The organism is Campylobacter sp. Cr9, assembly GCF_020138295.1.
In the GTDB taxonomy this organism is placed as follows: domain Bacteria; phylum Campylobacterota; class Campylobacteria; order Campylobacterales; family Campylobacteraceae; genus Campylobacter_E.
In genome coordinates, this window is record NZ_JACGBH010000001.1 from 80,726 (window position 1) to 95,970 (window position 15,245).

At 27.5% G+C, this 15,245-nt stretch carries 13 protein-coding genes; 7 read left to right on the plus strand and 6 right to left on the minus strand.

What is annotated here, in order from left to right:
• Positions 1 to 50: 50 nt before the first annotated feature.
• Positions 51 to 1,598, minus strand: a complete 1,548-nt coding sequence (locus AVANS14531_RS00485) for a flagellar hook-basal body complex protein (RefSeq protein ID WP_239817265.1) — start codon at positions 1,596 to 1,598, stop codon at positions 51 to 53.
• Positions 1,595 to 2,410: a flagellar hook capping FlgD N-terminal domain-containing protein gene (locus AVANS14531_RS00490; RefSeq protein ID WP_336610916.1), complete on the minus strand. Its 816-nt coding sequence runs from the start codon at positions 2,408 to 2,410 to the stop codon at positions 1,595 to 1,597. Before AVANS14531_RS00490 ends, AVANS14531_RS00485 begins: the two co-directional genes overlap by 4 nt.
• A 92-nt stretch (positions 2,411 to 2,502) precedes the next feature.
• Here AVANS14531_RS00490 and ciaB point away from each other — a divergent pair, with 92 nt between their 5' ends.
• From ciaB to AVANS14531_RS00525, 7 genes are all read left to right on the plus strand, one after another.
• Complete coding sequence (ciaB, locus tag AVANS14531_RS00495; protein ID WP_336610917.1) at positions 2,503 to 4,242, plus strand: invasion protein CiaB; 1,740 nt, start codon at positions 2,503 to 2,505, stop codon at positions 4,240 to 4,242.
• Positions 4,243 to 6,330, plus strand: a complete 2,088-nt coding sequence (gene topA, locus AVANS14531_RS00500; RefSeq protein ID WP_336610918.1) for a type I DNA topoisomerase — start codon at positions 4,243 to 4,245, stop codon at positions 6,328 to 6,330.
• A 24-nt stretch (positions 6,331 to 6,354) separates the two neighbouring features.
• Positions 6,355 to 6,762 (plus strand): tetratricopeptide repeat protein, encoded by a 408-nt coding sequence (locus AVANS14531_RS00505; protein ID WP_336610919.1) that lies wholly within the window; start codon positions 6,355 to 6,357, stop codon positions 6,760 to 6,762.
• A gap of 369 nt (positions 6,763 to 7,131) precedes the next feature.
• Positions 7,132 to 7,329: a hypothetical protein gene (locus AVANS14531_RS00510; RefSeq protein WP_336610920.1), complete on the plus strand. Its 198-nt coding sequence runs from the start codon at positions 7,132 to 7,134 to the stop codon at positions 7,327 to 7,329.
• The gene (locus AVANS14531_RS00515) at positions 7,302 to 7,706 is read left to right on the plus strand and encodes a hypothetical protein (RefSeq protein ID WP_336610921.1); all 405 of its coding nucleotides are present in this window, start codon (positions 7,302 to 7,304) and stop codon (positions 7,704 to 7,706) included. The genes AVANS14531_RS00510 and AVANS14531_RS00515 overlap by 28 nt, the downstream gene beginning before the upstream one ends.
• A gap of 460 nt (positions 7,707 to 8,166) precedes the next feature.
• Positions 8,167 to 9,042, plus strand: a complete 876-nt coding sequence (locus AVANS14531_RS00520) for a permease (protein ID WP_336610922.1) — start codon at positions 8,167 to 8,169, stop codon at positions 9,040 to 9,042.
• Between the two features lie 8 nt (positions 9,043 to 9,050).
• Positions 9,051 to 9,353, plus strand: coding sequence for an ArsR/SmtB family transcription factor (locus tag AVANS14531_RS00525; RefSeq protein ID WP_336610923.1), 303 nt, complete (start codon positions 9,051 to 9,053; stop codon positions 9,351 to 9,353).
• Positions 9,354 to 9,696: 343 nt separating this feature from the next.
• On the opposite strand, the gene AVANS14531_RS00530 is transcribed toward AVANS14531_RS00525, so the two are convergent.
• The 4 genes from AVANS14531_RS00530 to AVANS14531_RS00545 all read right to left on the minus strand — a co-directional run bounded on the left by AVANS14531_RS00530 (position 9,697) and on the right by AVANS14531_RS00545 (position 15,206).
• Complete coding sequence (locus AVANS14531_RS00530) at positions 9,697 to 10,548, minus strand: SEL1-like repeat protein (RefSeq protein ID WP_336610924.1); 852 nt, start codon at positions 10,546 to 10,548, stop codon at positions 9,697 to 9,699.
• Between the two features lie 102 nt (positions 10,549 to 10,650).
• Positions 10,651 to 10,830: a heavy-metal-associated domain-containing protein gene (locus AVANS14531_RS00535; RefSeq protein ID WP_336610925.1), complete on the minus strand. Its 180-nt coding sequence runs from the start codon at positions 10,828 to 10,830 to the stop codon at positions 10,651 to 10,653.
• Positions 10,827 to 12,653, minus strand: a complete 1,827-nt coding sequence (gene rpoD / locus AVANS14531_RS00540; protein ID WP_239817281.1) for an RNA polymerase sigma factor RpoD — start codon at positions 12,651 to 12,653, stop codon at positions 10,827 to 10,829. Before rpoD ends, AVANS14531_RS00535 begins: the two co-directional genes overlap by 4 nt.
• 117 nt (positions 12,654 to 12,770) lie before the next feature.
• Entirely contained in the window at positions 12,771 to 15,206 is a 2,436-nt protein-coding gene (locus tag AVANS14531_RS00545) for a hypothetical protein (RefSeq protein ID WP_336610926.1), read from the minus strand.
• Positions 15,207 to 15,245 lie beyond the last annotated feature (39 nt).

The window sequence follows — 15,245 nt, forward strand, 5'->3', positions numbered from 1 at the left end:
AAAACTTTAATATTTTAACAATTATTATTAATTATGAGCATTAAATTTAATTATTTCTTCATCTCAATTGCACGCTTTAGCATTTGATCAGCTGTCGTAATACTTTTAGCATTTGCTTCATAGGCTTTTTGAAATACAATAACTTGAGTAAGTTCTGTGCCTAAATCAACGTTACTTTGCTCTAAATAATTTGATTTAATCTTATATGAATTAATTACATCATTATTTGCGTCTTTAAAAAATATTGCATTTCCACTATCAGGAGTGGTGCTAAACTCATTTTCGCCATTTTTATGAAGACCTTGCTCGTTTATAAAATTAAATATTGCAAACTTAGCAACAGCTTGAGATTTGCCATTTGTAAAATTAGCTAATATATTTCCTCTATCATCAATATTGTAATCTCTTAAAATACCTGCAGGATAGCCATCAGCCGATACATAACGCTCTATTTTTGCATTATCTATGCAAGTTAATCCATCATAACCGCCTTTATTATCCCCACCTGCTGTTCCTAGATTTAGATTAATTCCACCTATATTTGTTAGTTCATTGATTTTTAAAGAGCCATCAGGATTAAAAATAATATTTCCACTTACTTCTTCTAAAACATTTCCTTTAGCATCTTTTAACACAGCAGTAGCCTTAAAATCTAAATCTTTTATCGCTTGAATTTGCAAATCAATCTTTCTTATATTTCCATTTGCATCATAAGTTGCTATGTCAAATTTATTAATAGCTCCTACTTTTACACTCTTTACTTGCTTTGCGCTAAAGCTTTTTACATTTCCACTAATTTGTTTTTCTAATTCCCCAAACTCGTTTGCATAAGCTTCAATAGTTTCGCTTCCGCTCCCTCTATCAACTTCTAAAAATATTCTTGCATTTGGCTCTAAATTACTTGCTTTAAAAGTGCTTTTATTATCTTCTGCAAAAAGCTCAATATTTTTAATTTCTGTATATTCATCTACTTCTTTAAATTCATTGCTAAGATTTGCCTTAACATCTACATTTGTAGTTGCAATTGCATTCATAAAAAGTGTTTTTGGCAATTTTATAGGGCTTTGTGCATTTGGCTCATTTAGTTTAATATTTAAATCATTATTTGATATTGTATAACCAGCGTTTGAGCTAATATTTCCATACATTTGTTTAATATTATCATTCATAGTGCTTGCATTAAAACCTGCATTCATAGTGCCAAGCACAAATCTTCCAAAACTATCAACCAAATTATAATCAGCATCAATGTTAAAAGCACCATTTCTAGTGTAATAAGTATTGCCATCATAATCTTTTATGCCATAAAAGCCTTTTCCTTCAATAGCAACATCAAAGGTATTTTGACTTGCTACTAAAAATCCTTGCTTTTGAGAAAAAGTTGAGCTTAGACCACTTGCAGCAAGTCCTACTTGATTTGCTCCAAAATTATTAAGCCCACCAACATCAACTCCTGTTTGATAAAAAATATCTTTAAACTCAGGAATAGCAGCCTTGTAGCCTACTGTGTTAATATTGGCAATATTATTTGCTAATAAATCCATTCCGAAACTATGGGTTTTTACCCCGCTAACTCCGTTATAAAGTGAACGCATCATAGTTTTTCATCCTGAAATTGTTTAACTTCATCAAAGCTTATTTGTAAATCTCCAGCGTTTAAATAAGCCTTGCCATCTTCAAAGGTAACTCCGTCTATTTTAAAATATCCACTAGGAATTTTTACTATATTTCCATTTTCATCTTCGTATTCTGCAAGGAATTTGAATTCGCCCTTTTCTCTAATAGTTCCATCTTCATATCTTGTATCCCACAAGAAATTGTTATTTCCTTTTATAATATGGTCTTTACTTATAGTAAAACCATCAATTTGTTCGTATTTATCATTAAATACTCCAATTCTTACATCGCTAGGAGCACCGTTTGGAAAGTATAAGTTAAATGGTAAATCCACTGCCTTACCATCATGAGTAAAGCCATCTTTTTTAAGTATTGCCATTTTACCAACCGAATTAATCATTCCAATTCCAACGCTATTGCTAAGCAATTCCATTCTTTTTGCAAGTTCATCCATTGTTTTATTAGTTTTTTCTTGGGTTTCAAGTGCTGCTAATTGGCTTGTTTGAGTTAGCATTTTATCACTATCCATAGGGCTTGTTGGGTCTTGATGTTTTAACTCTTCAAGCAATAATCTCATAAAAGCTTCTTGAGAAATCTTAGCATTAGGGTTTGTTCCATCAGCATCTTTTAAAGCTTTAGCTTCTGCTTCTTGCTTTTTAATATCACTTGTATGAGTTGTATTATCTAAGCTAAATCCTGCATCTCTTTGCTTTTTGGTTAAATTATCTACATTTTGTTTTGATATGTCAGTTCTTACACTACTCATTGTATTATTCATAGGTGAAATTGCCATTTTCTTATCCTTGTTCAAAATAATTTATAACATATAGCAAAGTGTGTTCCACATTTAAAGATTTTTGGCAAAATGCGAAAAAAGGAGAATGAATGTTAAGTGAAATTATAAAAAATCACGAATTAAACTTATTTAATTTATACAATCTAAAAAATACAAACGAACACGAATTAAGCAAAATAATAAATAATGCCTTAGATGAATTAGGCTTAGAAAATAATGATTTAAACTTTAATTCTTTCTTATTAAGAATTATTGAATTAAACACTACAAATTATGAAAATACTTGCAAGAAAAATAATATTAATTTAACTCAGGCAAAAAACTTAGCTTATAAAATAGCAAAAGAATTTTATGAAAAAAGACATTTAGAATTAATCACAAATCTAAGCCCTTATTTAGATGAGTTTTATATAGATTTATTACATTTAGTGCATAAAATTGGGCTTATTTTTAATAGTATTCAGCCAAAATGGGATGAAGTAATTAATAAAAATAATGAGTTTTTTAAAAGCTTAGAAAATCCTTATGATTTTATTAAAAACAATAAGCTTTATTATCTTGATGAAAAAGGCGAAATCGCAACTAGGATTTACGCACTTGCTATTAATTTAGACACTAAACCAGAACTAAAACCATACTCTGAGTATTTTAGTGATGAGTTTAGAAAAATTAATGAATATTTTAATGAATTTTTTGCTAAAAATCACAAAAATGAGCCTTATATAAAATACCTTAAAGCCTTGCAAAATGCTTTAATGAGTAAAGAATTAAGCCTTAAGCCTTTTCAAGATGCTGAGATTGCTTGGATGGGGGTAAAAGACTTTATTCAAGTAGGACATTTCTTAGAATACTATGAAGATGCTTTTACTCACTCGGTTGCTCTTGAATGGGATATTAGAATTGATGATTCATATAATTTTAATAATGAAAACTTTGTAAATAAAATGAAGACAAGCCTAAATAAAATCTATGAAGATAGCAATATAAATTGTATAAGCGCATTAAATCTTAGCCTTGCAAATCTAAACAAAATAGAACTTCATATAAGCAAACCTGCGATTTATTACGGAGCTGAGCTAAATGGTTTATTTTCAGCTCAAGTTGTGCCAAATGATGAATTTGTATCGGCAAATTATGGCAAAAAAATCTTCGCATTTTTAGATTTTGTCTATAAAAAAGCAAAATCAAAACCAAAAACTATGCTAAATCAAAAAGTATTTAGCAAAGACTACAACGACTATACACAAAGCGTTTTAGATGATGAGTTTTTATGGAAAAAGATTTATGAAATTAGCACAATAGGACATGAAGCAGGACATATTTTCTTTATAGATAGCGATACTGAAAGTCTTATGAATAAAGATGGAGTATTTAAAAATATTGAAGAATTTAAAGCTAGTGCTGGTGGGGTGTATGATTTTTTAAATAACTTAGATGAAAAATATCAAAAGCCACTTTTAGCAAATATTACAAGCCGTGCAATATCTTTAATGGCTTATAAAAGCACTAAAGAAATAGAGCCTTATTATTGCGAAGGGCTTATATTTTTAGAGATTTTATTTAAAAGCGAAGTTTTAAAATTAGGCGAAAATACTTTAGTAGAAGTTGATTTAAATAGATTTAGTGAATTTGCTAATGAGTTTTTAAAAGTTTATTTAAATCTTGCTAAAACATATTTAAATAAAGAAAATGCGAATAATTTTTTAAAAAATTATGTAGTGTTAAAAGATTTAGAATACATTAGCAAAAACGAAAATATTGTAAAACTTGGCGATGAGTATAGAAGACTTTATGATGAATACGCTAATGTTTTAATAAAAGGAGAATAAATGAGTAATACCCTAATAATAGTAGAATCACCTAGCAAAGCAAAAACAATTTCAAAATTTGTAAGCAGTGATTACTCAGTAATCGCTAGTAAAGGTCATATTAGGGATTTACCTAAAAATAGGCTTGGAATTAGTATAGAAAATGGACATTTTGAGCCTGATTATGAAATAAGCAAAACTCATGCAGGTATAGTAAAAGAGCTAAAAAGCCTTAGCAAAGGTGCAAAAGTACTACTTGCAACAGATGAGGATCGTGAAGGAGAAGCAATTGCTTATCATCTTGCAAATATCTTAGGCGGCGATGTTTTAAGCTATGATAGAATTGTATTTCACGAAATTACAAAAGATGCTATATTAAACGCTATAAAACACCCTAGAAAAATAGATTTAAACAGCGTAAATGCCCAACAAGCAAGGCGTATGCTAGATAGAATTGTAGGCTTTAAACTAAGTGGCTTGCTATCAAGCAAAGTTGCTAGTAAGCTAAGTGCTGGAAGAGTTCAAAGTGCAGCCTTAAGATTAATCGTATTAAAAGAGCGTGAAATTAGAAATTTCGTAAGCATTGAATATTATGAACTTGATACTAAATTTAAACAAGATTTAGAAGTAGAATTAATAGAATATGAAGGCAAAAAAATAGCAAAAACAAGCCTAACTGATAAAGCCTTAGCTGATGAGATTTTAAAACATATAAAAGGTGCTAGATTTAGCGTAGATGAAGTAAATATAAAAGAGCGTAAAGATAGCCCAAAACCACCTTTTATGACCTCAACACTTCAGCAAGCTGCTAGCTCAAAATTAGGCTTTTCACCGAAAAAAACAATGATGTTAGCACAGACTTTATACGAAGGCGTTCAAACTCATGCAGGTTTTATGGGTGCTATTACTTATATGAGAACAGATAGTTTAAACTTAAGCGAAGAAGCAATTAAGGCTGCAAGAGAGCAAATTAACAAAGATTACGGAAAAGAATATGTTCCAAGCAAAGCAAGAGTTTATGAGACAAAAAATAAAGGCGCTCAAGAAGCTCACGAAGCAATTCGTGTAACTAATACAGCCTTTACTCCAGCAATTGCTAAAGAGTATTTAAAACCAGATGAATATAAATTATATAAGCTAATTTATGATAGATTTTTGATGACTCAAATGGCTGATGCAAGGATAGAAAATAATACGATTTATATCACAAGCGATAAGGCTAAGTTTAAATTAAGTGGAAGAAGAGTGCTATTTGATGGGCATTTAAAACTTAATGATGATGCTAGTGGAGATAAAATATTGCCTAATTTAAATAAAGGCGATGAAATGACTTTGCAAAGTGCTAAAGTAAAGACACTTCATACAGAACCACCTGCAAGATACAATGAAGCAAGTCTTATTAAACAGCTTGAAGAATTAGGCATAGGAAGACCTTCTACATACGCTCCTACAACAAGCCTTTTAATAGATAGAGATTATGTAAATGTTGAGAAAAAACAGCTAATTCCTAGTGAAAAAGGCGAGAAAATTATAGAATTTTTAGAAGAGCATTTTATGCAAATTGTAGATGCTAAATTTACTAGTACTATGGAAGAGCGTTTAGATGAGATTGCAACCCATGGGCGTGATTTAGATGAAGTTTTAAACGAATTTTATGAGCCATTTATTACAAAAATAAATGATGGAAAAACAAGCATTCAAAGTCAAAAACAAGTTGAAAAATTAGGCGAGAATTGTCCTGATTGTGGCAAAGAATTATTAATTCGTGAAGGAAGATTTGGCAAATTCATAGCTTGTAGTGGCTATCCTAAATGCAAATATTCAAGGAATTTAAACGAAACAGCAAACGAAACGAAAGAAGAAAAACCAAAAAAAGAAGTAGTAAAGCTTGAAGTTCCTTGCCCTAAATGTGGTGGGGATTTAGTGCAAAGATTTTCTAAGCGTGGAGCGTTTTATGGATGTAGCAACTATCCAAAATGTAATTTTATAAGCTCATATCCATTAGCTAAAGAAAAATGTGAATGCGGTGGAACCATGATTATTAAAGAGCTTAAAAAAGGAACATTTTTAGAATGCTTAGAATGTAAGCAAAAAACAAACAAGGAATAATTATTAACTTTTAGGAGTAAGTTGATGAAAAAAATTATCTTAGCTTTAGCCTTTTTAGGCTCAAGCTTAGCAAACGAAAGCGATATTTTGATGCTTGTTTATACTATGAATAAAAATAATCAAGCTGAAGCTTTAAGATTAGGCAAATACTATCCAAAATCACAAAAAGATAAAATGAATATAATGACAAAATGCCATGAGGGTGATTTGATATATTGCAATAATTTAGGCTATTTATATACAAATAGCATAGGTTTTGCAAAGGATAGTAATAAGGCATTACAAATCTTTACAAAAGCTTGTGAAAATAATTTAGCAATATCTTGCTATAACCTAGCTCAAATGACAAATAACAGTAATAAAAGGCAAGAATATCTTAAAAAAGCTTGTAAGCTAGGGGATAAGTATTCTTGTGATTTATTAAGCGAATAAATATAATTAGCTTAATAATTTTTGCTAACCAAACGATTTATTAAGCTAAATTCCTAACTAGCAATTCTTTTTATTTGTTTTAACAACTCTTAAGGACTATTACACCAAAATCAAATTATTTTAAAAATTATTATTTATGCCCTACTTTTACACAAAACAAAGGAATTTGAAATAGGAATTTCAAATCCAAATTATTCTTATCCTTAAAATTATTTATTTAGCTTTATTAACTTTTCATTAATGTGGGGGGGGGAATTACAATAGCCTTCTATTAAATCAAAGGAGTTGCTATGGATAAAAAATTACAATGAAATCAAACTAATTTATTTAAAAACAAAAATCTAAAAAATCAATTTAAAAGGAAAAAAAATGAAAAAATTATTAAACTTTAAAATTATGGCAACAAGCATAGCTATTTTATTAATATTAGTAATAGGTATAAAAATATTTACAGGAAATTCACACGAAAAAGACAATAGACCTCATAAGGAAATAATGGCTGAACTATATAAGGTTACTAATGAAGAAATTCAAAAAGAATGCATAGTAAAAAAAGAGGGATATTAAATAAATTAGATATAGAACCTATAGACTATACAAAACAAGAAGGATACATAAAACTAGGCAGTGAGCATTATGAGTTAACAAGAAACTTAGATAATAAGAAACATGAAAACTTTTTAGCGTCTTTACATAATAACCCATTTAAAACTTCTAAAGCACAACAAGAAGTATATAAAGCATATAAAGACTACAAGAGAAAAGCATTGTCTATACTGCTAGAGATACAAAGACGTTTAGAGCTTTTAAAAGACGTTTCTGAAGATAATTTATCAAAAAAAGCATCTAGTGAGGAAGTTAATAATTATATACAAAAAAGAGGACTTATAAGTTTATCACATAAAACAGAAAGACAAATTAAACTATATGAATGTCTTGAATAAATAAAAACAATTTTAAAACCAAACACAGAGCTCTATCTTTTGATATCTCTGTAATGTTTATTTAAAACCTAAAAAACAAAAAAATGAGATTAGACCGTCTTGGTATAAAACAAAAATTAAACCGACAAAAGAAGTAGACTTTAAACATTCAAAAACTATTATTTAAAGACTTTAAAAATTTATATAATAGCTTTTTAGTTCTAATTTAATCGTTTAAAATCTTGATTATAAATACAAACTTACTTTATGTTTAACCCTATTCTTTTATATAAAAATAAAAAATTTAAAATAGGAATTAGACTTTTGTTTAGGCTAAAATTAGATTTTATAATTCACACAAAATCTTAAAATATTTTAAAATCTGATTCGTAATTCTTTGATTATTCTAAATATCAAGTTATCTTGATATTTAGAATTTTATAATATATTTTCAAAATTAAATTATTTTAAAGGATTTTTTATGGAATTTTCAAACGAAAAATTACTATCATTTTTTTATGAGTTTTTGTTTTTAACTGCTGAAATAAGCTTTTTATTTATTTTTATCAATATGATTATGTTTTATATTAATTCAAGATATAGCTTTAATAAATATTTAAAAAATAATGTTTTTTCATATTTTATAGCAATATTTTTAGGCTCAATTACTACTTTTTGTTCTTGTTCAACTATACCTGTTTTTAATTCTTTAATTAAAAACAATATTAATCACGGAGTAGCTAGTGCTTTTTTACTAACTTCGCCATTAATTAATCCTATGCTAATTACTATGCTACTTAGTGCATTTGGTTTTAGTATAACTTTTTATTACATAATTTATATAGTTGTATTTGTATTTATTATAAGCTATTTAATAGGTTTAATACCTGCAAGATTGCTATTAAAAGATATTGTAACTAAAGAATTTCAGTTCAATCAAAATGTCAAGCTTAATTTATATGAATGTCTATACAAATCTTTAAAATCATATAAGGATATTTTTTATTATGTATTAGTTGGCATGTTAATAGGTGCTTTTTTGCATAATTTTATGCCTGTTGAGTTTATTAAAGATTATTTATCTAGTTTTGGAATTTATGGTATATTTTTAGCTAGTTTTGTTGGTTTATTGCTTTATATACAAACTTGCTTGATTATTCCACTAGGAGTAACTTTAATAAATGTCGGGTTTCCTATCGGTATATTTTTTAGCTTTTTAATAGCTGGTGGCGGGTGTTCTTTGCCTGAACTTATACTTTTAAAATCAATGTTTAAAACTCGCATGATGATTATATTTATACTTAGTGTTCTTGCTATGGCGAATGTTTTTGGGGTATTATTATATTTATTTTACTAAGGATTAAGATGAAAGATTTGTTAAATTACACAGCAGCGATAAACGATGAAACAAGACTTAAAATAATGGCTTTTTTAGATATTCATAAAAAGCTTTGTGTTTGTGAGATATGCGAGAGTTTTGATATGATACAATCTCGTATTTCAAGGCATTTAAAGATTTTAAAAGACGCGGAATTATTAATTGCAAGTAGAGAGGGGGCGTATATTTTTTACGAGATAAATTATGATAATTTTCATACAAAACTAACATTAGAATTACTAAAAAATAAAAACATTAAGCTACCTATTTTAAAGAAAATTGAATGCTAAAACAAAAAGAATTTGAATTAGGAATTAAAACTAAAAATATTTAAGAATATCTTTGTTTTCAAGGATATTTATAGGTATTTTTAGCATATTTATTATAAGGCTTCTTGCTAATTTATTTTATTATTATTACTTGCTTTTATTTTTAATAAATCTTCAAATAAATTTAAGTAAAAATTATTTTTAAGACTAATAATAATTGCTATTTGTAAGTTTTGCCTAAAGTAAAGTTTATTAATTTTAGCTAATTTAATCTGCGTTTTAATTCCTAGTTTATAAGAAATAAAAATTATAAGAATTTGAAATAGGAATTTGAATTATAAATCATAATTCAAATTCTTAGGCTTTATTTTTTAATTATTACTTCGTATTTATTTTTTTCTTTTTCTTCTTTTAGTGCGTCTGCAACTTTTTTAGTTCCTAAACAAGCATAACTATCACCTAATTCGCAACCTTTTTTATAATATTTTAAAGCCAAATCATAGCTAAACTCAGCCCCATTCCCGCTAAAATGCATATCTCCTAACTTCGTGCAAGATTTTGCTAAAGGAGAATATTTTCTATCACAACCTTTTAAAAGGCATCTTTTTGCTTCTTTGCCATTTCCTACTTTTAAATACTCTATCGCATACATATAAGCTTTATCTTTATCAGCTCCCATAGGGCAAGTTGATGGGAGCATATATCTTTTGCCATTTCTAACATAATAAGTATTATATGGGTCATAAGTGTTATTTGAGCTTATATCGTTTGGATTATAAGAGTTTTGATTATTAGTATTTGCTTGATTTTGATAATAATTATTTACGATATTTTCTATTCTTTGCTTTGCATTTTTTGTAGCATTTACTTTATTGCAAGCCACTGAACCTTTGCAAGCTTTATTATAATATAAAAGCGCTTTGTCAAGATCGGTATTAACACCATCTCCCATATAGTATTTATCGCCTAATTCTTCACAAACTTTATAATTTTTATTATTGCAATCTTTCTCAAGGTTTGTTAAATTGTTTTGATTATTTGTAAAAAAATCTTGATTATTCATAAGAAAATTATGAATTTTGCTTAATTTATCACAAGAAGCACCATTTCCACTTGCACATTCTACTTGATATTGTTTAATAATTTTAGCAATAGCCTCTCCTTCATTTGCCATTGTAAAAATACTAAATAAGCTTAATAAAAATAATTTTTTCATAATATCTCCTTGTTATTTTAAATAAAAATTAAATATTATAAAAATATTATAAATATTTATTAAATAGCTTTTTATAAGCAAGCGCTTATAAAAAGCCTAATTTTAATCTAATTTCTTTCCTAGTTTAAAGCCTAAATCTTCTAAGATTTCTCTTAATTCATCTTCATCATGATCGGTTATGATTACTTTTAAATCATCACTAAAGCTAACATTGTCTAATTCATTTTTAATTTTATTTACACAATGAGAGCAATTTACATTAAATATTTCATATTTACTCATGTGCTAGCTCCTTTTAATTGTTTTCCGTATTTAGGGAATTTTAATTTCTTAATCGCTGTGCTTTCAATCTGTCTTACACGCTCACGAGTAATTTTAAGCTCTGTTCCTATTTCTTCAAGCGTTCTATCACTTTCGTCTTCTGTTAAGCCAAAGCGTAATTTAATAACGGTTTTCTCACGCTCGTTTAATTGTTCTAAAACTCCGTTAATTTGCTCTTTTAAATCTTCTTTTAAGATATGCTCAAGTGGGCTAATGCTACTTCTATCTTCTACGCTATCGCCAAATCTTCCATCATCATCACTTCCAACAGGAGCATCAAGGCTAACAGGCTCTTTTGCAATCTTCATAACTTGCTTAACCTTATCTTCACTCATTCCGATTTCTTTAGCAATTTCATCTATTGTTGGCTCTTTTCCACATTCTTGAACACGCTTTTTGCTAAATTTATTAATCTTATTAATAGTATCAATCATATGAATTGGAATTCTAATAGTTCTAGCTTGATCAGCTACTGCACGGCTAATTGCTTGTCTAATCCACCAAGTTGCATAGGTTGAGAATTTATATCCACGCTTGTATTCAAACTTATCAACAGCCTTCATAAGACCGATATTTCCTTCTTGAATAAGGTCTAAGAATGCTAAGCCACGATTAGTGTAGCGTTTTGCAATACTTACAACTAATCTTAGGTTTGATCTTGCCATTTTACCTTTTGCAGTATCGCTAATATTTTTACCACGCTTAATTTGCTCTAAAATCTCTTTTAATCTTTCTTTATCCATATCAAAGCAATTTTCGCTAGCTTCTTTTGTCTGGAATAATTTCTTAATTTCCATATATGTGCTTACCATTGTGTTTTCAAGTGCAAGTTCAGCAATTTCTTCTTTGCTTAGATTTGTGATATTATCTAAGATTTTTTTATGTCTTTCTTTTAGTTCATCACTAAACATAGGTAAGCGGTATTCTAAGCGTTTTAATTCTTTATCAAAATCTACATCACTTTTTAAAACAGTTTCCATAGATTTTACAATTTCATTTATTAGCTTAGAAGTTGGTCCAAGTGCTAATAATTTTTCTTTTAAAATATTTTTCTTAAACGCAATATTTATATGATTTTGTAATTCATCTTTGCTAAGTTGTTCTTTATGTGAGCTTTTTAGCCATTCTTTTTTAGCTTTTTCTAAAGCTTTAAAGCTTTCTATTACTTTGATTGCTCTTTTATCTTCTTTTAAAGATTTTGCTGGCTTTCTTTCTTCATCGCCATCTTCAAGCTCATCTTCTTCTAATTCTTCTTCGTTTTCTTCTTCGTCATTATCAAAGTTTTTAAATAGCTCTTTTACACGACGCTCACGATTAATTAAAGCATCTTTATAATCAAGTATGAAATCAATCAAATAAGGAACGCTACAAAAAGCATCAATAATTATGTCTTCTCCTAGCTCAATTCTTTTACTGATTTCTACTTCTTCTTCTTTGCTTAATAAATCAATTTGACCCATTTCACGAAGATACATTCTAACAGGGCTTTCACTTCTACTGATTTCGCTTAAATCATAATCCTTGCTTAAATCACCCTCAAGCTCGTTTTCTCTTAATAATTCTCTTTGTTTTGCTCGCTCTTTTGCTTCTTTTAGATTTCTCATTTTAGCAATTTCTGCTGAGCTTAGAAGATTTACATTATATTCTTTTACTAGATTTTTAATAGTTTTTATATTTGCTGCTGTTGGAGCTTTTTTAAATAACTTAACTATCATTTCATAGGTTAAATAATCATCTGTATTGTCCTTAAACAAAACCTCTAATTCTTTATCTAAATCTGCCATTTTTGCTCCTTTTTGAAAAAACTTACATTATACAAAAAATTAATAAATTAAGGATTATTTAAAAAAGAATTTGAAATAGGAATTTCAAATCAAATTCATATTTCGTAATTCTTAAAATTAAAAGCTATATCCAAGTGAAGCTCTGAATGAATAAGAATCAAAATCTTTATTTAATAAAGTTTTTGATAAATCAAAATAAAGATGCAAATTATCTTTTAATAAAAAGTGAGTTTTGATACCTAATTCTAAAGATTTATGTTTATTAAGCTCTAAGATTTCTTTAGAATATCCATCTCTTAAAATCATTTCTCTTTGTTTTGAGAGTTTTTGATAATAATTTGAGCTAAAAGCTAAATCAAAATCGTAAGTTTGATAAATCAAATCAAAGCCTAATTTATAATATAAATTATTTTGTTTTAATAATTTAACCCTTATATCTTCATTTTTAAACTTTGTCTTAGGAAAATACTCAAAAATCATTGCAATATTTGGCTTAAACATAACAAGATTATCGTATATTAAACCAAATTCTAGCTTTGTATTAGCGTGAAAATATTTACTATCTAAAATTCCAAAATCATCAAGGTTTACTTTATTTGTGTGTTCGCTATACTTAAAATCTGTGTTTATATAATAATCTTTAAAATCAAAATTAGCATATATTCCACCACCTTTGATTTTGTGATAAGTGTTTTGCGTATCAAGTTTATATAAGAAAAATCCTAAATTATTATTAACATTAAAATAATCATTAAATTTATTAAACTTTAATAAAGTCATTTGATAATTATCATCGTTTATATCACCACTATGATATTCGTAATTAAAAGAATCTTTATTAATATCATCAAAATTAAGTCTTAAAATAGCGTAATTTAATAATTCGTTTTTATAAAATTTGTCCTTAATATTTGCTATTATTTTTCTATCTACGCCAACTTTATTTAAGGCTGAATCAAAAGCATAAATTCTATCTTTGCTAACATTTTCAAAAATATTTTTATATTCATCTTTAAATAATTCGTTTATATCGCTAATTCCTAAAGAATTAAAATCTCCTATACCTAATAAAAACGCTCCGTTTTGATTAATCTTAGCTACAAGCTCTTTATCAAAACCAAAAACACTAAAGCCTTTTATAGTATAAAGCGAAAAATCATTCATAATATCTTTATTAGTTTTAGCTAATAATATAGGATAAAAACCTGTGCTTGGGTCGTAATTAAGAATTTTAATTGAGTTATTTTCTCCATTTATTTCTTCGGTAACTACGATAGAACCACTAAAACCATCGTTAAAATATACTACAAACTCACTATCTTTAGCATATAGTTTTTTAGTTCTAAAACCACCATAAACTTGAGAATTATCCACTACATTTAAGCTATCAAAATTCATATTAGTTGAATTAAGCAAAGTATGACTTGCTAAAAAATTTCTAGCATTTATAGAATTATTTACTACCTTACTATAAGCAATCTCATAATCTCCACCATCTAAATCATTGCTAAAAAATGAAGCGTTTGCGTATAAATACGCATTATTAAATTGAGTAATCTTACCTGCAAAATAACTTTTATAAGCACTTAAATTATCATAATTTTTTATTTCTTGAAAATCTGAATACATACAATCAAGATTTAAATGATTTTCTAGACTATTTTGAAAATGTAGCCTTGCTCCTATAATATCGCCTTTATTAATAGTTGGGCTAGCAAAGGTTATTTCATTTCCTATTATCCAACCTTCTTCATAGTTTTCAACTTCGTCTTTAAAATTAACATAATCTCCTAATATCATTGAATTGTTAAAGACTTTTTGAAACTCCATAGTTTCGCCTGAAATAGTGCTTTCTAAATTATTATTTAAAGTCGCATTAAAGACTAAATTTTCACCATTAATAGTATCGTTATTATGCACTTCGCCATTAAAAGTAAGGTTGTTTCCATCAATTACTGAATCATTAACCACTTCGTTAAATTCTGCACCACTGCCTACAAAAATATAAGAATTATCACTATTTGTAACCTTACCATTAAAGTTAAGATTACTACCTGATATTAAACTATTAGATTCGTTTAAAACTTCTCCATCAAAAGTTAGATTATCTCCGAAAATCCAACCATCATAATAATTTATAAAATTATTAAAAGTATTAAAATCTCCGTAAATTAAGCCAAAATTATGAGTATTTGCAAAATAATTACCACTACCTTCAATAATACCATCATAAGTATTTGTAAAAGTATTGTTAATATTAGTATCCGAGCTTAAAAAATATCCATTATTTATAAATTCATTTACAATATGACCTGAGCCTTCAAAAAAGCCATCATTATTTACAATATTAAACATAGAGCCACTGCCACGCAAACTAGCTCCATAATTATTATTAAAAGTTCCTAAAAACTCATTATTATCGCTACTTATAGTGCCGTTATTATTAACTTCTTCGCTGGTTTTAATAGGGGTTGTAATTTCGTCGAACTCATCAATATCTAAAGCAAAAATATAAGATAAGCTTAGTAATAAAATTAAATATTTTTTAAACAATTTGCACCTTCAAAGAAAATAAAGCTTATTATATTTTAA